Origin of the sequence: Rhizobium gallicum bv. gallicum R602sp (genome assembly GCF_000816845.1) — a bacterium.
Lineage (GTDB): Bacteria > Pseudomonadota > Alphaproteobacteria > Rhizobiales > Rhizobiaceae > Rhizobium > Rhizobium gallicum.
This window is the reverse complement of record NZ_CP006877.1, coordinates 1,807,219-1,828,192: the sequence shown is the minus strand read 5'-3', so window position 1 is coordinate 1,828,192 and position 20,974 is coordinate 1,807,219. Positions and strand designations below refer to the sequence as shown.

Below are 20,974 nucleotides of genomic sequence, written 5' to 3'. Positions count from 1 at the left end.
CCGGCGCAGAAAATTGCGCCGGAGCAGTCAGACGCCGAGCGACTTCAGCTTACGATGAAGCGCCGAGCGCTCCATCCCGACGAATTCCGCGGTGCGCGAGATATTGCCGCCGAAGCGGTTGATCTGCGCGATCAGATAATCCTTCTCGAACATCTCGCGGGCTTCGCGCAGCGGAAGCGTCATGATGTGGTAGTCGTTCTTAGCGGACACCTTGGGCAGCATGTCGCCGAGGTCCGTCGGCAGCATGTCGGCTGTGATCGGCGCATCCGGACCATCCGAGCGTGCAAGGATCATCAGCCGTTCGATATTGTTGCGCAGCTGTCGGATGTTGCCTGGCCAGTCATGAGCCTGCAGCACCGCCATTGCATCGTCGCCGATACGGCGCAGGCGGATGCCCGCCTGCTCGGAAATCTGGCGCATCAACTGATCGACAAGGAACGGGATGTCCTCCCGGCGTTCCGCCAATGCCGGTACGCGAACGGGGACGACGGCGAGGCGATGGTAAAGATCCTCGCGGAACCAGCCCTCGGCGATGCGGCTTTCCAGATTGTAAGCCGTCGAAGAGATGATACGGACATCCACCTTCACGCGCTTCGATCCGCCGACGCGCTCGAACTGCTGGTCGACAAGCACGCGCAGGATCTTGTTCTGCGTCTCGCGCGGCATTTCGCCGACTTCATCAAGATAGAGTATGCCGCGGTGGGCTTCTTCCAGCGCCCCGGTCTTGCGCGATTGGCCAGGGGAGCCTTCCGTCCCGAAGAGGGCGACTTCCATGCGGTCCGGCGTAATGTTCGCAGCGTTCAAGGCCACGAACGGTCCGTTGGCGCGCGCCGACTTCTTGTGGATCATCCGCGCCACCAGCTCCTTTCCGGAGCCAGATGCGCCGAAGATCATGATGCGGCTGTTGGTCGGCGCGACCTTTTCGATCGTCTGGCGAAGCTGCGAGACCGCGACGGACGTGCCGATCAGTTCGACGGCGTCGCCTGCGCGCCGCTTCAGCTCGGATACCTCCCGCTTCAGCTTCGAGTTTTCCAGCGCGCGTTCGGCAATCAGGATCAGGCGATCAGCCTTGAAGGGCTTTTCGATGAAATCGAAGGCGCCGCGTTTGATGGCGGAAACAGCCGTTTCGATATTGCCGTGGCCCGAAATCATGACAACCGGTATGTCGGGATGGCGCGTCTTAATCTCGTCCAGCAATGAGAGACCGTCGAGCTTGCTGCCCTGCATCCAGATATCCAGGAAAATCAAGCGCGGCGCGCGATCGGAAATCGCGGCGAGCGCGCTGTCGCTGTCATGCGCGGTACGCGTCTCGTGTCCTTCATCAGAGAGGATGCCGGAGACGATCTCGCGAATATCATGCTCATCATCGACGACGAGAATATCAGAGGCCATACACACTTTCCTTGTCATTTGGCGCCGGGGCGGCGGGAACCGGCTCGAGACGCGGCAGATGCACGCGGATCATGGCCCCCCTTCCCTGGTCGAAATTGGCGGGCGCATCATGCAGTTCCAACTGCCCGCCATGCTCTTCAATGATCTTCTTGACGATAGCGAGGCCGAGGCCAGTGCCCTTCTCCCGCATCGTCATATAGGGCTCTAGGATGCTGTGCCGGTTTTCCACCGGTAGTCCCCGGCCATTGTCGATGACGTCGACCGTGAAGCGGTCGCGGCTCTCGTCCAACGACGCCCTGACGAGAACCTTCCGTTGATCGCGCTCGCCGCTCGGAACAGCCTCAATGGATTCGACCGCATTCTTGATCAGGTTTCCGAACGCCTGACCCAGCATGCGGCTGTCGAACTGGCCCTCCAGCGGTTTGTCGCCGAATTCCTGCTGGAAGCTCACATGCGTATTGCCCATCTCACGCAGGAAGATGGCATCGCGGAGAATATTGCGCAGATCAGTCTGTTCCTTCGTCGGCTTGGGCATGCGCGCAAAAGCCGAAAACTCGTCCACCATGCGGCCGATATCGCCAACCTGCCGGATGATCGTATCGGTACATTGATCGAAGACCGTGCGATCCTCCTGATTGATCTGCTTTCCGTAACGGCGCTGGATGCGCTCGGCGGAGAGCTGGATGGGCGTCAGAGGGTTTTTAATCTCATGGGCGATGCGCCTTGCCACGTCGCCCCAGGCCGTCGAGCGTTGCGCGATCACGAGATCGGTAATGTCGTCGAGGGTAATCACGTAGGAATCGCTTGTATCGCGAACTTCCTCGCGCGTGACCTGCACGCTCAGCGTTCGCACCGTTCCGCCGCGCACGAGAGCAATCTGCTTGCGGAAATCGCCGCGGTAGCGCGATGCAGCTTCGCTCAGCACCTGATCGACTTCGGGAGCAATTTCATTCAACTGCTTCCCGAGCATCTCGCGTGCCGGCAGCGACATCAGCGTCTCGGCAGAACTGTTGACGATGGTGATCCGCCGGTCGTTTTCGACGCCTATCACTGCGGCGGTGACACCCGACAGCACGGCCTCGATGAAGCGGCGGCGGTCGTCCACCTCGTCCTTCGCCTCCAGGATCTCGTCACGCTGTGTACGGATTTCCGAAATCATCTTGTTGAACGTGCGGGATAGGTTTGCAACGTCGCCATCGACCGCATGAACCGGCACGACGATATCCATGTTGCCGGACGCCACGCTGTCGGCCGCGGTGATTAGCAGGCGGATCGGGCGGACGATCCGGTCGGCAACGGCAATAGCCGTCCAGATCGCCGCAAGCAGCACGATCAGGGCAAAACCGATATAGAGAACCGCGAACGCGATCTGCAGCGAGACGCGACCCGCCTCCATCGAGCGGTATTCCGTCGCGTTTTCCTCCATCATGCGCATTGCGCCCATGACCTTCGGATCGACGGCGCGCACGGTGTAGAGGAACGCGCTTGGAATCTGCTCGAGTTTGATGATGGCGCCGACAAGGTTGGTTACGCCCGGCGGAATGAGCGTCGGCTGGCCAGCGGCGGCTTTCTGCAGGGCATCCTGCGGGATCGCTGGTAACGGCTTCTCGGTCTTGATGTCCGCCTGAACGATGACAGTGCCGTCGCTTTCAACTAGGAATGCGCCGAGCAGCCCGCGGCCCCGCGCCTGACGCGTCATCAACTCCCCGAAGCCCGTGCGGTCGAGGTTGTAAAGCACCCGGTTGCGTTCCAGATCGTTCGCCATGGAGATGGTCTGGCCCTGCAGATAGCTGGCGTTCTCCATCATGTAGGCCTGGCCGATATTGCGCGATGAACTGACGATGGATTGCGTGCGCAGCGCGAACCACCGGTCGAGCCCCGCATTCAGCGTGATACTTGCAAAGATCGCCACCAGGATCGCCGGCGTGATGGCGACGATCGAGAACAGGACGACGATCCGGATGTGCAAACGGGCAGCGGCGCGGCCGCGGGTGCGCGCTTTGAGCAACCGCGCAACTTCGCGTCCGATCAGCGCTATCAGTGCAAGCACGAAGAAGGAATTCACCACGACCGAAGTGATGACGACGCGGGTCGTCGGGTCGATCGGTGTCACACCCAGCAGGATGAAGAGCGTCAGCGTCGCGCAGAGCAATGCGCCGCCGGCCAGGACAAGACCCGGCAGCGCAAACAGCGCCCGGCGATCGGTAACGGTCGAGACCGCATCGCTATCTGCCGCAGGCGGTGCCGCATCCTGCTTCATCAAGTCATCACTCCAAGCGGCAGAAGCCGGTATGTCACGGTTCATCGACCGGATATGATCGCCATGCATGCAAAGCCCCCGGCGTCTCAGCCTTCTGCTGAAACGGCGCCGGACAGCCTGAAACATGAGCTTCAGCAGCCTCGATGCGATGGCGAAGTCCAAACCCTATGCGTGACCTTTAAGCAACGCATTGTGGCGAAAATGCAACGCGGCCTGCAGCCTTGTCAAGCTGTTCGAGAGCTTCTGTAAACGGAAACGCCGAGTTCGCGTATCTTTTTGCGCAGCGTATTGCGGTTGAGTCCGAGCAAATCCGCCGCTTTGATCTGGTTGCCCCGCGTGGCTGTCAAGGCGGCGAGGATCAGCGGATATTCCAGTTCTGTCAGCACCCGGTCGTAAAGGCCCGGAGGTGGCAGGTTATCGCCGAAACTTGCGAAATAAGTCCGCATGTTTTCTTCCACTGCCTGGGCAATCGTCATTGATCCCGCACGGATCGGCCCCTTGTCGATCGGGCTGTCCGGCACGTCGGAACGAAGTTCGGCTTCGATTATCTCGCGCGTGATCACGTCCTGTGGATAAAGTGCCACCAAGCGGCGGATGAGATTTTCCAACTCGCGCACATTGCCCGGCCAGGCGTAGGCCTTCATCAGCTCGATAGCTTCCTGGTCAAACCGCTTGGTACCGAGCCCTTCCTTTTCGGCCTGCTGGATGAAGTGCCGAACCAGGTCCGGAATATCCTCGGCGCGGTCGCGCAATGGCGGAAGCCTTAGCGGGACGACGTTCAAGCGGTAATAGAGGTCCTCGCGGAAGAGCCCCTGGTTGATCGCCTGCTTCAGATCCTTGTTGGTCGCCGCGACGATGCGGACGTCTGTGCGGATCGGCGTACGCCCGCCGACAGTCGTATATTCGCCCTGCTGCAGGACGCGCAAAAGACGCGTTTGTGCGTCCATCGGCATATCGCCGATTTCATCGAGGAAGAGCGTGCCGCCTTCGGCCTGTTCGAAGCGGCCGGTGGAACGGGTCTGCGCCCCGGTAAAGGCACCCTTTTCGTGGCCGAAGAGCTCGGATTCGATGAGGTCACGAGGGATGGCCGCCATGTTGATCGCTACAAACGGTCCGTTGCGGCGCTTGCCGTAATCGTGCAACGCGCGGGCCACAAGCTCCTTGCCGGTACCGGATTCACCCGTGATCATCAGAGTCAGGTCGGTCTGCATCAGCCGGGCGAGGACGCGATAGATTTCCTGCATGGCCGCGGAACGGCCGACAAGCGGCATGCCGTCCTGCATGTCTTCGTCGAGCTTGGCTGGCTTCTTTTTCGGTTCCGCCAGCGCGCGACCGATAATGCCGATGAGTTCCGTCAGGTCGAAGGGCTTTGGAAGATAGTCGTAGGCGCCCTTCTCAGAGGCTTTGATGGCCGTCATAAATGTATTCTGCGCGCTCATAACGAGCACCGGCAGCTCGGGACGAGCCTTCTTGATTCTCGGCAGCAGATCGAAGGCATTCTCGTCCGGCATCACCACGTCAGTCACGACCAGATCGCCCTCGCCAGCCGAAACCCAGCGCCAGAGCGTGGCGGCATTGGAGGTGATGCGAACATCATAACCTGCACGGCTGAGCGCCTGGTTTAGCACGGTACGGATGGCCGCGTCATCATCCGCGACGAGGATCGTTGCTGTCATCGAGAAGTTCCTGTTGGGTTTGCAATTGCCGCATCATCGGCCGAAGCATCCTTCGAAGCCGGCATAAGGACGCGGAACGTCGTCTTGTTGTTCTGGCTGTCGCATTCGATGATTCCGCCGTGATCGCCGATGATCTTGGCGACCAGTGCAAGGCCGAGGCCGCTGCCGTTCGTCTTCGTGGTGATGAACGGATCGAAGAGATGCGGCAACAAGTCGGACGGCACGCCGGGACCGTTGTCGTGCACGCAGAACTCCAGCGGCAGCGAGATTTTTTCGCGCGTTCCGGCGACAGAAAGGCGGATGCCGGGGCGATAGGCCGTCGTCAGCATGATCTCGCCATCCTGCCGGTCTCCGACTGCTTCGGCTGCATTCTTCACGAGGTTGAGGAAGACCTGCACGAGCTGATCGCGGTTGGCGTAAACTGCAGGCAGCGACGGATCGTAATTCTCAGTGATGCGGATGTGCCGCGCAAAGCCTGCCTTTGCCACCGCCTTCACATGGTCGAGGACCGAATGGATGTTGACGGGCAGACGATCGACAGGGCGCTCGTCTGAGAAGACCTCCATGCGATCGACCAGCGACACGATGCGGTCGGTCTCGTCGCAGATGAGCCTCGTCAGCGCGCGGTCCTCATCGACGACCGACTGCTCGAGAAGCTGGGCGGCACCACGAATGCCGGAGAGCGGATTCTTGATTTCGTGGGCGAGCATGGATGCGAGGCCCGTCACCGACCGGGCGGCCGCCCGGTGCGTCAGCTGACGGTCGATCTTGTCGGCCATCGAACGCTCCTGGAACACCACGACGACGGAGCCGGGCTCGCTGATCACCGGCGCGACGTAGATATCGACCAGCTTGTCCTGGCCAAGACGGGGCGAACTCAGGTCGACGCGGTATTCGTTGACGGGTGCCCTGCGCTCCCGCACCTGATCGATCAGGGCCAGTAGCGGGCTTCCGAACGGAATGAAGGTGGAAATCTTGTAGCGGGCAAGGTGCGACGCGCTGGCGCCGAAAAACGATTCCGCCTCCCAGTTCGCGAAGGCTATCAGGCCCGCCTCGTCGACCATCACCACCGGATTCTGGATCGCGTTCAGCACTGCCATCGCAACGCCACCGGTATGATCGGCTTGAACCTTGTCCATCATGCCGCCTCCCGGCTTTTTGAAATTTCCAAACCGGCCGCCAGCGCATCGCGAAGGCGCGAGACTACTTCTGCCCGTATATGCGATGTCATGATTGCCGCCTTCTGCGAAACCGGCAGCACCGGTGCGAAACGCTCCAGATACCAACCGAGGTGCTTGCGGGCATGGCGGATGGCCGTCGCCTCGCCATAGAAATCCAGCATCATTTCGTAATGCTCGACGGCAATGTCCGGTATTTTCCCCGGCGACGGCGCGGGTGCGCCAGCCAGCACGCCTGCATGCCATGGCCGTCCCTGACAACCCCGGCCGATCATCACCACATCAGCGCCCGAGCGGCGAAGGATCTCCTGCGCATCTGCCTTTGTGTCGACATCGCCGTTTGCGATCAGCGGAACCGAAATTGCGTTGCGAACGTCGCGGATCGCGTCCCAGTTCGCCTTGCCTTCGTAAAACTGCATCCGCGTACGGCCATGAATGGTTATCAGCTTTACCCCTGCAGCTTCGGCACGCTTGGCGATCTCTGGTGCGTTAATCGAATTGTCGTCCCAGCCGAGCCGCATCTTCAGCGTAACCGGAACATCGACAGCCTTCACGGTTGCCTCGATGAGGCTCAGCGCATGATCCGGATCGCGCATCAGCGCCGATCCGGAATAGCCGCCGATCACCTTCTTGGCCGGACAACCCATGTTGATGTCGATGATGTCGGCGCCGCTATCGGCCGCGATCTTGGCCGCCTGCGCCATCCAATGCGCCTCGCGGCCGGCGAGCTGCACCATATGCGGCTTGAAGCCGGCATCCCTCAGTCGCGACCATGATTCGGCCGTATTGTTCACGAGCTCCCTGCTCGCTACCATCTCGGTTACAACCAGGCCTGCGCCGTGGCGCCAGGCGAGCTGCCTGAAGGGCATGTCGGTGACGCCGGACATCGGCGCCAGCACAACGCGGTTGCGCACGGAGACATTTCCGATCTGCAAGGGCGCCGCAAGGTTTACTGGATGCAATTGATTATCTTTCAGGCACACGGTACTGCTGCACTATTTTTAGCCATACTAAGGGGGCTTGCCAAGAGGCTTCGGTGAGAATTGATATTTTTTGGGCAGATGCTGGAAAGCGAACCGCGAAGGGGATAGAGCAGTCACGCCGCTTTCCGCACATTTTTAGGGATTTATGCCGCAAATGCATTCGACGCAACCGATCTCGGCTGGAATTGTCATCGTTGCTGCCGGCCGCGGCGAGCGGGCGGGCTCGCATGAGGAAGGTCCGAAGCAATACCGGTTAATCGGCGGAAAGCCGGTTATCACGCACACGCTGGAAAACTTCATGACATGGGAGCACGCCGCCCACGTCGTCGTCGTCATCCATCCCGACGACGACGCGCTGGTCGCAAAGGCATTTCGCCAGGTGCTGTCCGCCACGCCGATCGAAGCCGTTCACGGCGGTGCAACGCGACAGCAGTCTGTTCTCGCCGGACTGAGGCACCTGAAAAACAAAGGCATTACGCATGTCCTCATTCATGATGCCGTTCGCCCCTTCTTCGACCACCAGCTTCTCGATCGCATTGCCGATGCACTGGCCGGCGGCGCGCCGGCGGTCCTGCCCGCAATACCTGTTGCCGACACGCTGAAGCGGGCTGACGCTACGGGCACTGTTCTGGAAACGGTGTCGCGCGAGCATCTTTTCGCGGCCCAGACGCCGCAATCCTTCGTCTATGACACCATCCTCTCGGCGCATGAAAAGGCAAGCGAGATGGGCCGCACGGATTTCACAGACGACGCATCAATCGCCGAATGGGCCGGGATTCCCGTGACAATCGTCGAAGGTGCTGCCGACAACGTGAAACTGACGGTTAAACGGGATATCGCCCTTGCCGACGACCGGCTTTCGTCATCGCAGCTGCCTGACGTGCGCACCGGCAACGGCTATGATGTGCATCAATTGCAAGCCGGCGATGGGGTCACGCTCTGCGGCGTCTTCATCCCGCACGAGCAGCGGCTCAAAGGCCATTCGGATGCGGACGTCGCGCTGCATGCCCTGACCGACGCGCTGCTTGCCACCTGCGGCGCAGGCGATATCGGCGATCACTTCCCGCCTTCGGACCCACAATGGAAAGGTGCAGCCTCGCGCATCTTCCTCGAACATGCAGCGAAGATCGTGCGCGATCGCGGCGGCACGATCATGAATGCCGACGTCTCGCTGATCGCCGAAGCACCGAAAGTCGGCCCGCACCGCCACGCGATGCGGACTAATCTCTCCGAATTTCTAGGTATCTCGATCGACCGCTGCTCAGTGAAGGCCACGACGAACGAGACGATCGGCTTTGTCGGCCGCCGCGAGGGCATTGCGGCGATCGCAACCGCGACCGTCGTCTACCGCCGAGCAAAGGGGTAAATATGTTCACCGCCGACATTCTCTCGCTCGCGGAGATCATCGTGCGCGATTTCACGACGGCAAAGAATACGATCTCAACTGCTGAATCCTGCACCGGGGGGCTGATTGCCGGCGCGCTCACCGAAATCTCCGGCTCCTCGGCAGTCGTCGATCGCGGTTTTGTCACATATACCAATACCGCCAAGATCGAGATGCTCGGCGTTCAGGAAGGTACACTCGAAAGCTTCGGCGCCGTTTCCGCGGAGACAGCGCTGCAGATGGCGCACGGCGCCCTTTTCCGCTCCCGCGCCGACGTTGCGGTCGCCGTGACAGGGATTGCCGGGCCGAGCGGGGGCTCGCCGCAAAAGCCGGTCGGATTGGTTCATCTGGCGGCGAAATCGCGCACCGGCGCCCTCATCCGCCGCAAGATGCTCTATGGCGATATCGGCCGCGACAAGGTGCGTCTTGCAACCGTACAGACCGCGCTGGAAATGCTGATCGAACTCCGGGAAAACCGGGCATAATCCCGCGCTTGGAACAAAGAGCACTGGCGCCCGTTCCTATGCCGGATTTCATTCCGCAAAGGGTTACGTCGATGAGATATCTGGCCGCAATGGGAGTTGCTTTGAGCCTGGGCTGCGTATCGGCTGCCGAGGCCCCGTCAAACTATCAGACATATCATGGAATCCGCGTCGATTCCGACCCTGTCTTGCTAGCGAAATACGACCGTGCGCTTGGATATTGCCGGTACGAGGCGATGTCCTGGCCAAGAGGGTCGCCCAACCCGTACAGCCTCGTTTACAACGCGGCCCTGAGAAGTTGCCTGTCGCGGCGCAACTTTATTGATCGGGGGGCATATGCCTATCCGGCAAATCGGTACTTCTATCACTTCTTCGATCGGTAAGGACTTCCAGGACACGGCCGTCTGGCGGCTATCGGTAGACCGCTTCCGCCCTCTTTTCGAAGGCCTCGGAAAACATGCGGAAGGCGCGGTCGAACATCGAGCCCATCAGCGCACCGAGGATGCGACTCTTGAACTCGTAGTCGATGAAGAAATGGATGGTACAGCCGTCACCGACGGCCTCCTCAAAGCGCCAGCGATTGTCGAGATACCGGAACGGCCCGTCGATGTATTTGACGTCGATGAAGCGCTCCGCCTTGTTGAGCAGCACCTGCGTCGTGAAGGTCTCGCGTATCGCCTTGTAGCCGACGGTCATGTCGGCAATCAGCAAGATCTTGCCGTCGCGCTCCTTGCAGCTGCGGATGCTCAAGGCTTCGCAGAGCGGCAGGAATTCGGGATAGCGTTCCACGTCGGCCACGAGGTCGAACATCTGATCAGCGGAGTGCGGGACGCGGTGATGCGTTTCGAATTGCGGCATGATCGGCAGTTAAGCGGGGGAACCGAGAAGATCAAGAAGCTCGCGCATCTGATGGCGTGATTTTAGCTGGAGAACCGGGACATCGGGGCCGTGGGCGGCCATGGCGGCGAGAACCATGGGCGAATGCTTCTTCTCGAAATTCCAGATGTAGCGCAGGAATTCGAGATCGACCTTCTCCGGACAGCCCGGCGTCATTTCCGGCCGTGTACGTCCAATCCACTTCAGCCAGCGGCTGACCGCGCCCCAAACGCATATCAGACGCGGCATGCGGACCCACAGGACGATATCGGCCCGCGGCAGCCGGAGATCAAAGCTCGACGTGTTGGTTCCGTCCATAATCCAGCGATCTCGCTTGATCCGTTCGGCTATCAACGCCCGCTGCTGCGGGCGTGCGCGTGCGACCCAGCCCGGCAGCCAGAAGAACTCGCGATCCATGGAAATGAAGGGCAGGCTGAAGCGCGTTGCGATCGTCCGCGCAAGCGTGGTCTTGCCGCCGCCGGAGCAGCCGATGACGAGTACGCGATCAGCCGTCTTGAGCCGGTGGGCGGCATCCCTGACATCGCTCAACCAGGCCATGGCATCCTCCAACAAAAAAGCCGCGGGAGGATCGCCGCGGCTTTCAGAAAATGCAAGCCTTCGTTGATTATTCCGCCGCCGTCAGCAGCTTCTTTTCGCGTGCTGCCCTCAATCGGGTGAAATCGTCGCCGGCGTGGTGCGAAGAGCGGGTGAGCGGGCTCGATGCCACCATTAGGAAGCCCTTGGTGTAGGCGACGGTTTCGTACGACTTGAATTCATCCGGCGTCACGAACTTCTCGATCTTGTGGTGCTTGCGGGTCGGCTGCAGGTACTGGCCGATCGTCAGGAAGTCGACGTCGGCGGTGCGCAGGTCGTCCATCAATTGGAGCACTTCGTTACGCTCTTCGCCAAGGCCAACCATGATGCCGGACTTGGTGAACATCGTCGGGTCCAGTTCCTTCACGCGCTGCAGCAGGCGAATGGAGTGGAAATAGCGGGCGCCTGGACGGACCGTCAGGTAGTTCGACGGCACGGTTTCCAGATTGTGGTTGAAGACATCCGGCTTGGCGGCGACGACGCGCTCCAGGGCGCCCGGCTTGCGCAGGAAGTCCGGCGTCAGGATTTCGATCGTGGTTGCCGGCGACGCTGCGCGGATCGCCCAGATCACCCTCTCGAAATGCTCAGCACCGCCGTCTTCCAGATCGTCGCGGTCGACCGAGGTGATGACGACGTGGGAAAGGCCCATCTCCTTGACGGCCTTGGCGACGTTCTCAGGCTCCGCCATGTCGAGCGCGTTCGGCTTGCCTGTTGAGACGTTGCAGAAGGCGCAGGCACGGGTACAGATCTCGCCCATGATCATGAAGGTCGCGTGCTTCTTGTCCCAGCACTCGCCGATATTCGGACATCCGGCTTCTTCGCAGACGGTGACGAGCTTGTTTTCCTTCACGATCGCGCGCGTTTCGGCATAGCCCTTCGAGGTCGGGGCCTTGACGCGGATCCAGTCCGGCTTGCGCATGACTTCCGTATCGGGGCGGTTAGCCTTTTCCGGATGCCGCACGCGCTTGGCGTCGGGATTGACCGTGTCGAGAATGGTTACCATTGCAGTATCAACTTTCCGCCGCCCCATGCGGCTCCGTCACCTGTCTGCACATAAGCGTTTTGCTCGAACCTTACAATTCGTGTCGTGATGCGCATTATCGCCGCACGAGCCGGGCGATGAATATCAGCAGGCAGGCGCCGAGGAAACCGGTGACGAAGTAGCCGAGCCGTCCTGCGGCCACCTCGACGTGGAACTGCGCCAGGATGGCAGTCGCGACCACCGAACCGACGATGCCGAGCACGATGTTCAGCACAATGCCATATCGCGCTTCCATCAGCTTGCCGGCGAGCCAGCCCGCAAAACCGCCGATGATGATTGCCGCTATCCAGCCGACGCCTTCCATGATTATCGTTTTCCCTAAGCTATCGCCCTTGCAATCAACACCACGACAATGGCGCCGACTGTGGCGTGAATGATCTGCACGACCAACGCATTTTCAATGCCGAGCGATATACCCAGCGCATTGAACAGAAACCCGCCCACGAACGCGCCGATGATGCCGCTGAGCAGGCAGCGCACCAATCCGCCTCCGCCGACCACCAAGCTCGCGAGGAAGCCCGCAACGAGGCCGATCAGCAGGAAGACAAGCCATGCCTGCGTCTCCATAGACATGATGATTTCCTTTCGTTTTTTCTACCTCGGATAGAGGGTGAAAAGGGAAATTATCAAGCGTTCAACACCCGGCCGTAAGCGTCCAGCACGGCTTCCTTCATCGATTCGGAGACGGTCGGGTGCGGGAAGATCGTGTGCATCAGTTCTTCCTCGGTCGTCTCGAGATTCATCGCGACGACGAAGCCCTGGATCAGCTCGGTTACCTCAGCGCCAACCATATGCGCTCCGAGGAGTTCGCCGGTCTTCTTGTCGAAAATCACCTTGCAGAGGCCCTGGTCCTCGCCGAGCGCGATCGCCTTGCCGTTTGCGGCGAACGAGAAACGACCGACGCGGATGTCGCGGCCCAGTTCCTTGGCCTTTGCTTCCGTCAGACCAACAGAGGCAACCTGCGGCTGGCAATAGGTGCAGCCCGGAACCTTGCCTTTGTCGGTCGGATGAACATTCGGCAGGCCGGCGAGCTTTTCAACGCAGACAACGCCTTCATGTTCGGCCTTGTGGGCCAGCATCGGCGGGCCGGCGACATCGCCGATCGCGTAGATGCCGGGAACACTGGTCTTGCCATAGCCGTCAACTACCACGCAGCCGCGATCCGTCTTCACGCCGAGTGTTTCGAGACCGAGGTTCTCGATATTGCCCTGCACGCCGACGGCCGAGATCATACGGTCCGCGGTGATCTGCTGGATCTTGCCATCAGCCGTCTCGACATGGGCGGTGATGCTGCCGGCGCCCTTCTCGACCTTCGCCACCTTGGCGCTCGTGAAGATCTTCATGCCGCGCTTTTCCAGCTGCTTGCGGGCCATGGCGGTCACTTCCGCATCCTCGACCGGCATGATCGTCGGCAGGACTTCGACGACGGTCACATCGACACCCATCGAGCGGTAGAAGCTCGCAAATTCGATGCCGATGGCGCCCGAGCCCATGACGATCAAGGACTTCGGCAGGACATCCGGCTTCAGCGCCTCGAAATAGGTCCAGATCAGCTTGCCGTCCGGCTCGATGCCCGGCAGAGCGCGCGGGCGGGCGCCGGTCGCAATAATGATATGCTTGGCGGTGTAAGTACCTTCCTGGCTCTTGATGTTCTTCGGCAACGGATGCTGCGGCTCAACAACCGGCTTGGAAGTCTTGGAGACGACGATCTCGCCGGGTTTGGTGATCTTGGCTTCGCCCCAGATCACATCCACCTTGTTTTTCTTCATCAGGAAGCCGACGCCGCTGTTGAGGCGTGCGGAAACGCCGCGCGAACGGGCAACAACGGCCTTCACATCGGCACTGACCTTGCCTTCGAGAACGAGGCCGTAATCCTTCAAATGAGTGGAATGGTCGAGAATTTCGGCGGAGCGCAGCAACGCCTTGGTCGGGATGCAGCCCCAGTTCAGGCAGATGCCTCCAAGGTGCTCGCGTTCGACGATCGCGGTCTTCAGACCGAGCTGGCCGGCACGCACGGCCGCGACATAGCCGCCCGGGCCGGAGCCGATGATGATGACGTCGTAATTCTCAGCCATGTTTTCCTGCCTTTTTTATCCGGCGAGGCGGGTCAGAAGCACCCACTCGTGTTTCCTGCTGTTTTCGAAAAGCGCCACGGCCTCAGCGCGGGCGGCTTGCGAAAATCCATTCTTCTCGTACAGCGCGAGCGCTGCCTCATTATCACTTGCGGTGATCAGGCTGACAGCCCGCTCTCCCGCCTTCTCGATCTGGTCCCCCAGCAATCGCTTTCCGATGCCGATGCCGCGCAGATGGCGATAGACGGCCAGCGTGCCGATGAACCAGTTTCCGGCCGCCTGCTTCTGTAGCGCTATTACCGGCTCCAGCGCACGACGATCCGCCGCGATCGCTCTGATCTCTTCGCCAAGCGCATAGCCCACCGCCGTTCCGGCGATCTCACCATAAGCCTCGGCAATCACCGCGTTCTGCCAATTCCCCCATCCGCCATCGCGGCTCATCTTCATCCGGCCCCACTCCAGCGGCGTGTCGGCGCTGCTGCCCGCCACCTCCGCGAACCAAAGCCAGGAAGCAAAGCCGTGCGAGCCGATGTCCACGAGGATGGCCAGCTCTGCCGCGTCCCGCCGTTCTGCCGGCCGCAGCGCGGCGAAAGCGGCCATGGTCAGAGCCCCAGCATCATCCGTACAATTGATTCTAGCCCGCGCCCGAGAGCGCGGGTATTTTCCGCATCGAGATGGATGCCGTCGACCGGTGTCGTCTTCGCGACTGAGTTGCCGTCGAAGAATCCGCAACCGAGTTCGTCGGCAAGGTCACGATAAAGCGTTGCAAGTTTTGCCGATTCCTCGATACCGCCCGGGAACGAAGCGGCAAAAGGCACATTCCCTGTCGCGCAGATCGCCGGCGGTGCTATGATTAGGATGTCCGGCCCATCGAACTCGAAGGGCCAGGCATGATTGCGGATCAGCCGCACCAGGCGGCCGATGCCCTGGCAGGCGGCAAAAGCCGATCCCGCCACGACCGACTTCATGTCGTTGGTTCCGAGCATGATGATGACGAGATCAAGCGGCGCATGCGTCTGCAGGATCGTCGGCAGGACGCGCGCACCGTTGCGGTCGCAATCGGCGAGATGGTCGTCGAAAGCGGTCGTCCGGCCGTTCATGCCTTCGGGAATGACATGCGCCGCAGCGCCAAGCGCTGCCTGCAGCACGCTCGGCCAGCGGTCCTCATAGGCATGCCGCCTCAGCGAAACCGGATCGTAGCCCCAGGTGAGCGAGTCGCCATAGCAAAGAACGGTCTTCGTCATTTCCGTCTCCGCTCAATGATCAGACAAGCATGCTCATCGGGTTTTCGATATAGCCCTTGAAGGCCTGCAGCAACTCGGCGCCGAGCGCACCGTCGACGCAACGGTGGTCGGTCGAAAGCGTGATGCTCATCACCGTCGCGATCGCCATTTCGCCCTTCTTGACAATGACACGCTGCTCGCCGGCGCCGACCGCAAGGATCGTCGCATGTGGCGGGTTGACGACGGCTGCGAAGTCTTTCACGCCCATCATGCCCATGTTCGAGACCGAGGTGGTGCCGCCTTGGTATTCCTCAGGTTTCAGCTTGCGGTCCTTGGCGCGCTTGCCGAGATCACGCATCTCGTTGGAGATGGCGGACAGCGTCTTTTCTTCAGCCTTGCGAACGATCGGGGTGATCAGCCCGCCTGGAATGGAGACGGCGACGCCGACATCGGCATGCTTGTGCTTGACCATGTTATTTTCGGTCCAGGACACATTCGCGTCCGGAACGTCTCGCAGCGCAAGCGCAAGCGCCTTGATGACCATGTCGTTGACAGAAAGCTTGTAGGCCGGGGCACCATCCTTGCGCGGGGCGGAATCGTTGAGCTGGGAACGCAGCGCCAGCAGCGCATCCAGTCCGCAATCGACGGTGACGTAGAAGTGCGGGATGGTCTGCTTGGATTCCACCAGGCGGCGGGCAATCGTCTTGCGCATGCCGTCATGCGGCACGAGCTCGTAGGAGCCCGGCTCGAAGAGCTTGAGGACAGCCTCCTCCGGTGCACCCTTGGCTGCAGCCGGTGCCGGAGCCGGAGCCGCAGCAGCCTGCTGAGCCGCCGCAGCAGCGGGCGCCGCTTTAGCGCCACCACCGGCGACGGCGGTCTCGACATCGCTCTTAACCACACGGCCGCGCGGGCCGGAACCGGCAATTGTGGAAAGATCTATACCGGCTTCCTTGGCCAGACGCCGCGCGAGCGGCGAGGAGAAGGTGCGTGTGACGCCCTCCCCCTTCGGGGCGGCCTGCAGCGGCACCTCAGGGTGAGGGCTCACATTGGCATTCGCGGCAAGCAGGGCAGCGGCTGGCGCGGTGCCTTTGCCTGCCTCGTCGCGAGTAGCGGAAGCGCTTTGGGCTTTCGCTTCGAAGGACGAGGCAGCAGCCGAACCCGCGCCGCTTGCAGCGGCGGCAACGTCCTCGCCTTCGCCGGCAAGAACCGCGATCAGCGCATTGACCTTGACACCTTCCGTACCGGCCGGAACGACGATCTTGGCAATCGTGCCCTCATCGACGGCTTCGACTTCCATTGTCGCCTTGTCTGTCTCGATCTCGGCGATCACATCGCCGGACTTGACGGTGTCGCCTTCCTTGACGAGCCACTTGGCCAGATTGCCTTCTTCCATCGTCGGAGATAGGGCTGGCATCGTGATGTTGATAGGCATCGAAATACCCTCCCCTTGTTATTTGTAGCAGACGGCCTTCACCGCATCGACGACTTCGCCGACATTCGGCAGAGCCAGCTTCTCGAGGTTGGCGGCATAGGGCATTGGAACGTCCTTGCCGGCAATCGTAAGGATCGGCGCATCGAGATAATCGAAGGCCTGCTGCATGACGCGGGTGGCGATTTCCGTGCCGACGGACGACTGCGGATAGCCTTCCTCGACGGTGACCAAGCGGCCCGTCTTCTTAACCGATTCGATGATGGTCGGCAGATCCATCGGACGTATGGTGCGAAGGTCGATCAGTTCGACGTCGATGCTAAGTTTTTCGAGTTCGGCGATGGCTTTCGTGGCATAGGTCATGCCAATGCCCCATGATACGACGGTCGCATCCTTGCCTGGACGGTGGATACGGGCCTTGCCGATCGGCAGAACGAAGTTATCGAGCTTCGGCACGTCGAAGTGCTGGCCGTAGAGGATTTCGTTCTCGAGGAAGATGACCGGGTTCGGATCGCGGATTGCGGCCTTTAGCAGGCCCTTGGCGTCCGACGCCGTGTACGGCATGACAACCTTGAGGCCCGGAATGCTCGAGTACCAGGCAGCGTAGTCCTGGCTGTGCTGGGCGGCAACGCGGGCAGCCGCGCCGTTCGGGCCGCGGAAGACCATCGGTGCGCCCATCTGGCCGCCGGACATGTAGAGCGTCTTGGCGGCGGAATTGATGATCTGGTCTATCGCCTGCATGGCGAAGTTGAAAGTCATGAATTCGACGATCGGTCGTAGGCCGGCCATAGCAGCACCGACGCCGATGCCGGCAAAGCCATGTTCGGTGATCGGGGTATCGACCACGCGGCGCGAGCCGAACTCCTGCAAGAGGCCCTGAGTCACCTTGTAGGCGCCCTGGTATTCTGCAACTTCCTCGCCCATGACGAAGACGCTCTCGTCGGCGCGCATTTCTTCGGCCATGGCGTCGCGAAGCGCTTCGCGAACGGTCATCGACACCATCTCGGTGCCTGTCGGGATTTCCGGATCGTTCGGAACGAAAGCCTTAGGCTCGGCCGGAACGGACGCCTGGGCGGCCGTTTTTTCCTCGGCCTGAGGAGCCGCAACCGGAGCCGGCTGTGCGGCGGGGGCTGCGGTGGAGATGTCCGAAGCCGATTCGCCATCCTGCAGCAGCACGGCGATCTTGGCGTTCACCTTGACATTTTCGGTGCCGGCCGGGACCAAAAGCTTGCCAATCACGCCTTCGTCGACGGCTTCGACTTCCATCGTCGCCTTGTCGGTTTCGATCTCGGCAATCACGTCACCGGAAGTGACCTTGTCGCCTTCTTTCTTGAGCCATTTGGACAGCGTGCCTTCTTCCATCGTCGGAGAGAGGGCGGGCATGAGGATATCGATAGGCATGGGTTCCCTCCCCGATTAGAGCAGAATGTCGGTGTAGAGCTCGGATACATCCGGCTCTGGATCGGCCTGGGCGAAATCGGCGCTGTCGGCGACGATATCGCGCACGTCCTTGTCGATGGACTTCAGGTCATCTTCCGACGCCCAGCCCTTCTCGATGAGGCGCAGGCGCACCTGCTCGATCGGATCGGATTCGGAGCGCATCTTCTGCACTTCGTCCTTCGAACGATACTTCGCCGGGTCGGACATCGAATGGCCGCGATAACGATAGGTCAGCATTTCGAGGATCATCGGACCCTTGCCGGAACGGCAGTACTCGATCGCTTCATCGGCAGCAGCCTTGACGGCGCGCACGTCCATGCCGTCCACCTGCATACCCGGAATGCCGAAGGACGCTCCGCGCTTGGAGAAATCGGCCTGCGCGGTCGCGCGGGCGGTCGAGGTGCCCATGGCGTAGCGGTTATTCTCTATCACGTAGATGACGGGCAGCTTCCAGAGCTGCGCCATGTTGAAGCTTTCGTAGACCTGGCCCTGGTTGGCCGCGCCGTCGCCGAAATAGGCGACGCTGACATTGTCATTGCCGCGATACTTGTTGGCGAACGCGAGGCCGGTGCCGAGCGAAACCTGGGCGCCGACGATGCCGTGGCCGCCGTAGAAATGCTTTTCCTTGGAGAACATGTGCATGGAGCCGCCCTTCCCCTTGGAATAGCCGCCCCTGCGTCCCGTCAGCTCCGCCATCACGCCGCGCGCGTTCATGCCGGTCGCCAGCATATGGCCGTGATCGCGGTAGCCGGTGATGACTTGGTCGCCTTCCTTGAGCGCGAACTGCATGCCGACGACAACGGCTTCCTGGCCGATATAAAGGTGACAGAAACCGCCGATGAAGCCCATGCCGTACAGCTGGCCTGCCTTTTCCTCGAAACGGCGGATGAGTAGCATTTCGCGATAGGCCTTAAGTTCGGTATCGCGGTCGAAATCGGCGATAGCCCCGCCATTCGATTGCTTGCTCTGCGGTTTTGCGCTGGTTTTGCGGCTGGAAACGGTCGCGGTCTTTCGCGGCGCCATTCAACCCTCCCTATGGGTTTGTCGTTTCTTAGGTGGCGCGTACCATAGGGAAGAAATTTGGCCACAGCAATGCCATAAATGCATGGCACGTATTCTGCTTTAAATAATTGATAAAGCTACAGAATTGCCAATTAACCTATTTCCGGTTAATTGGCATAGGAATTGAATATGACGATTTCGTCGGCCCGCGACATGTTCAACTGATAGCGGGCTTTTTCGTCCAGCATGTCCTTGTCGAGCGAGCCATCGCTCAACAGCGCGACTTGCTGCTCCAGATGTTCGCGTTTCGCCTTCAAGACCGCAAGCTCACGCTCACGCGCAATTCGGCGCTTCTCGAAGCCTTCTGTGGCCCGGAGACCATAGTCGCCGTGAATGCAGTGATAACCGAAATAGGAGAGAAAAGCGACCGTCATGGCCGGAATGACGAACCGGCCGAGCTTTCTCTTCTTATGATGCTTTGTCCACATACGCGCACATGCTCTCAAACGCATTACCTATTCAACAAGCTTACGCCTGAGAGATTAACCGTCCGTTGACTATGAATTGAGAGCAACAAAAAACCCGCGCCGGCAAAGCGCGGGTTTCAAGGATATGATTTTTAAAGGATATCAGCCTCGGACGATCGAGCGACCGGCGTAGCGAGCCTGGGGGCCAAGGCCCTCTTCGATGCGGATCAGCTGGTTATACTTCGCCAGACGGTCGGAGCGCGACAGCGAGCCGGTCTTGATCTGGCCGCAGTTGGTCGCGACGGCGAGATCGGCGATCGTGGAGTCTTCGGTCTCGCCCGAGCGGTGCGACATGACGGCGGTGTAGGCTGCCTTGTGCGCGGTGTTGACGGCGTCGAGCGTTTCGGTCAGAGATCCGATCTGGTTGACCTTCACGAGGATCGAGTTGGCGACACCCATGCGGATGCCGTCGCGCAGGCGCTCCGAGTTGGTGACGAAAAGATCGTCGCCCACCAGCTGCACCTTCTTGCCTGCGAGGTCCGTCAGCGCCTTCCAGCCGTCCCAATCGTCCTCAGCCATGCCGTCCTCGATCGAGATGATCGGGTACTTGCCGGCGAGATCGGCGAGGTATTCAGCCATGGCGCCCGATTCAAGCGTGCGGCCCTCTCCTTCCAGAACATACTTGCCGTCCTTGAAGAATTCCGTCGAAGCGCAATCGAGACCGAGGCAGATGTCATCGCCCGGCTTGTAGCCGGCTTTCTCGATCGACTTCATGATGAAGTCGAGCGCTTCGGACGCGCTCTTCAGGCCCGGCGCAAATCCGCCCTCGTCGCCGACATTGGTGTTGTGCCCCTGGGCCGAGAGCTCCTTCTTGAGGACGTGGAAGACTTCCGAGCCCATGCGAACCGCTTCGCGGATCGAATCGGCGCCGACCGGCATGATCATGAACTCCTGGAAGTCGATCGGATTGTCGGCATGCGCGCCGCCGTTGATGATGTTCATCATCGGAACCGGCAGCAGATGCGCGCTCGCGCCCCCAACGTAGCGATAGAGCGGCAGGCCGGCAGCCTGGGCGGCAGCCTTGGCGACGGCGAGCGATACGCCGAGGATGGCATTGGCGCCGAGGCGGGCCTTGTTCGCCGTGCCGTCCAGGTCGATCATGATGTTGTCGATCTGGATCTGGTTTTCGGCATCGATGCCGCCGATCGCGTCGAAGATTTCCGTGTTGGCAGCCTCGACGGCCTTTTCAACACCCTTGCCGAGATAGCGCTTGCCGCCGTCGCGAACTTCGACGGCCTCATGCGCACCGGTCGAGGCGCCGGACGGCACAGCCGCACGGCCCATGCTGCCGTCTTCGAGATAGACATCGACTTCAACGGTCGGATTGCCACGGCTGTCGAGAATCTCGCGGGCGATAATGTCGGTAATTGCAGTCATGATCTCTTCCTGCTCGGTGGGTGATTAATCGTTCGAA

Annotated in this window: 21 protein-coding genes; 3 read left to right on the top strand and 18 right to left on the bottom strand. The window is 60.7% G+C overall.

The genetic code is table 11. The features are described from left to right. Nucleotides 1-27 precede the first annotated feature (27 nt). The 5 genes from ntrX to dusB form a co-directional block, all read right to left on the bottom strand. The gene (ntrX, locus tag RGR602_RS09105) at nt 28-1,392 is read right to left on the bottom strand and encodes a nitrogen assimilation response regulator NtrX (protein WP_039844830.1); all 1,365 of its coding nucleotides are present in this window, start codon (nt 1,390-1,392) and stop codon (nt 28-30) included. Then, the gene (locus RGR602_RS09100; protein ID WP_039846746.1) at nt 1,382-3,652 is read right to left on the bottom strand and encodes a sensor histidine kinase NtrY-like; all 2,271 of its coding nucleotides are present in this window, start codon (nt 3,650-3,652) and stop codon (nt 1,382-1,384) included. Before RGR602_RS09100 ends, ntrX begins: the two co-directional genes overlap by 11 nt. A 224-nt stretch (nt 3,653-3,876) precedes the next feature. Further along, nucleotides 3,877-5,328 (bottom strand): nitrogen regulation protein NR(I), encoded by a 1,452-nt coding sequence (gene ntrC, locus RGR602_RS09095; RefSeq protein WP_039844829.1) that lies wholly within the window; start codon nt 5,326-5,328, stop codon nt 3,877-3,879. Further along, nucleotides 5,325-6,467, bottom strand: a complete 1,143-nt coding sequence (locus tag RGR602_RS09090) for a two-component system sensor histidine kinase NtrB (protein WP_039844828.1) — start codon at nt 6,465-6,467, stop codon at nt 5,325-5,327. The genes ntrC and RGR602_RS09090 overlap by 4 nt, the downstream gene beginning before the upstream one ends. Further along, the gene (gene dusB, locus RGR602_RS09085; RefSeq protein ID WP_039844827.1) at nt 6,467-7,489 is read right to left on the bottom strand and encodes a tRNA dihydrouridine synthase DusB; all 1,023 of its coding nucleotides are present in this window, start codon (nt 7,487-7,489) and stop codon (nt 6,467-6,469) included. The genes RGR602_RS09090 and dusB overlap by 1 nt, the downstream gene beginning before the upstream one ends. Nucleotides 7,490-7,634: 145 nt before the next feature. On the opposite strand from dusB, the gene RGR602_RS09080 reads away from it, so the two are divergent. From RGR602_RS09080 to RGR602_RS38185, 3 genes are all read left to right on the top strand, one after another. Next, on the top strand, nt 7,635-8,855 hold the full coding sequence (locus RGR602_RS09080; RefSeq protein ID WP_039844826.1) for a bifunctional 2-C-methyl-D-erythritol 4-phosphate cytidylyltransferase/2-C-methyl-D-erythritol 2,4-cyclodiphosphate synthase: 1,221 nt from the start codon (nt 7,635-7,637) through the stop codon (nt 8,853-8,855). Between the two features lie 2 nt (nt 8,856-8,857). Further along, nucleotides 8,858-9,358, top strand: coding sequence for a CinA family protein (locus RGR602_RS09075; RefSeq protein ID WP_039844825.1), 501 nt, complete (start codon nt 8,858-8,860; stop codon nt 9,356-9,358). A gap of 71 nt (nt 9,359-9,429) precedes the next feature. Then, complete coding sequence (locus RGR602_RS38185) at nt 9,430-9,738, top strand: hypothetical protein (RefSeq protein ID WP_082046595.1); 309 nt, start codon at nt 9,430-9,432, stop codon at nt 9,736-9,738. A gap of 28 nt (nt 9,739-9,766) precedes the next feature. Here RGR602_RS38185 and RGR602_RS09070 read toward each other — a convergent pair whose 3' ends face one another. From RGR602_RS09070 to eno, 13 genes are all read right to left on the bottom strand, one after another. Then, the gene (locus tag RGR602_RS09070; protein ID WP_039844824.1) at nt 9,767-10,213 is read right to left on the bottom strand and encodes a type II toxin-antitoxin system RatA family toxin; all 447 of its coding nucleotides are present in this window, start codon (nt 10,211-10,213) and stop codon (nt 9,767-9,769) included. Nucleotides 10,214-10,222: 9 nt separating this feature from the next. Next, nucleotides 10,223-10,789, bottom strand: coding sequence for an AAA family ATPase (locus tag RGR602_RS09065; RefSeq protein WP_039844823.1), 567 nt, complete (start codon nt 10,787-10,789; stop codon nt 10,223-10,225). 67 nt (nt 10,790-10,856) lie between these two features. Then, nucleotides 10,857-11,828 (bottom strand): lipoyl synthase, encoded by a 972-nt coding sequence (gene lipA / locus RGR602_RS09060; protein WP_039844822.1) that lies wholly within the window; start codon nt 11,826-11,828, stop codon nt 10,857-10,859. 94 nt (nt 11,829-11,922) lie between these two features. Further along, on the bottom strand, nt 11,923-12,171 hold the full coding sequence (locus RGR602_RS09055; RefSeq protein WP_039844821.1) for a GlsB/YeaQ/YmgE family stress response membrane protein: 249 nt from the start codon (nt 12,169-12,171) through the stop codon (nt 11,923-11,925). Nucleotides 12,172-12,185: 14 nt separating this feature from the next. After that, nucleotides 12,186-12,440, bottom strand: coding sequence for a GlsB/YeaQ/YmgE family stress response membrane protein (locus tag RGR602_RS09050; RefSeq protein WP_039844820.1), 255 nt, complete (start codon nt 12,438-12,440; stop codon nt 12,186-12,188). Between the two features lie 53 nt (nt 12,441-12,493). Further along, nucleotides 12,494-13,942 (bottom strand): dihydrolipoyl dehydrogenase, encoded by a 1,449-nt coding sequence (gene lpdA, locus RGR602_RS09045; protein WP_039844819.1) that lies wholly within the window; start codon nt 13,940-13,942, stop codon nt 12,494-12,496. Nucleotides 13,943-13,957: 15 nt separating this feature from the next. Further along, nucleotides 13,958-14,539: a GNAT family N-acetyltransferase gene (locus tag RGR602_RS09040; protein WP_039844818.1), complete on the bottom strand. Its 582-nt coding sequence runs from the start codon at nt 14,537-14,539 to the stop codon at nt 13,958-13,960. A 2-nt stretch (nt 14,540-14,541) separates the two neighbouring features. Beyond that, nucleotides 14,542-15,183 (bottom strand): SGNH/GDSL hydrolase family protein, encoded by a 642-nt coding sequence (locus RGR602_RS09035; protein ID WP_039844817.1) that lies wholly within the window; start codon nt 15,181-15,183, stop codon nt 14,542-14,544. A gap of 19 nt (nt 15,184-15,202) precedes the next feature. Further along, nucleotides 15,203-16,594 carry a pyruvate dehydrogenase complex dihydrolipoamide acetyltransferase gene (locus RGR602_RS09030; RefSeq protein ID WP_039844816.1) on the bottom strand — a complete coding sequence of 464 codons (1,392 nt, stop codon included), beginning with the start codon at nt 16,592-16,594 and terminating at the stop codon, nt 15,203-15,205. Between the two features lie 18 nt (nt 16,595-16,612). Further along, nucleotides 16,613-17,992: a pyruvate dehydrogenase complex E1 component subunit beta gene (locus RGR602_RS09025; RefSeq protein ID WP_039844815.1), complete on the bottom strand. Its 1,380-nt coding sequence runs from the start codon at nt 17,990-17,992 to the stop codon at nt 16,613-16,615. A gap of 15 nt (nt 17,993-18,007) precedes the next feature. Then, nucleotides 18,008-19,054 carry a pyruvate dehydrogenase (acetyl-transferring) E1 component subunit alpha gene (gene pdhA / locus RGR602_RS09020; RefSeq protein WP_039844814.1) on the bottom strand — a complete coding sequence of 349 codons (1,047 nt, stop codon included), beginning with the start codon at nt 19,052-19,054 and terminating at the stop codon, nt 18,008-18,010. A 146-nt stretch (nt 19,055-19,200) separates the two neighbouring features. Continuing rightward, complete coding sequence (locus RGR602_RS09015) at nt 19,201-19,521, bottom strand: FtsB family cell division protein (protein ID WP_039844813.1); 321 nt, start codon at nt 19,519-19,521, stop codon at nt 19,201-19,203. Nucleotides 19,522-19,662: 141 nt separating this feature from the next. Next, the gene (gene eno, locus RGR602_RS09010) at nt 19,663-20,937 is read right to left on the bottom strand and encodes a phosphopyruvate hydratase (RefSeq protein ID WP_039844812.1); all 1,275 of its coding nucleotides are present in this window, start codon (nt 20,935-20,937) and stop codon (nt 19,663-19,665) included. Nucleotides 20,938-20,974 lie beyond the last annotated feature (37 nt).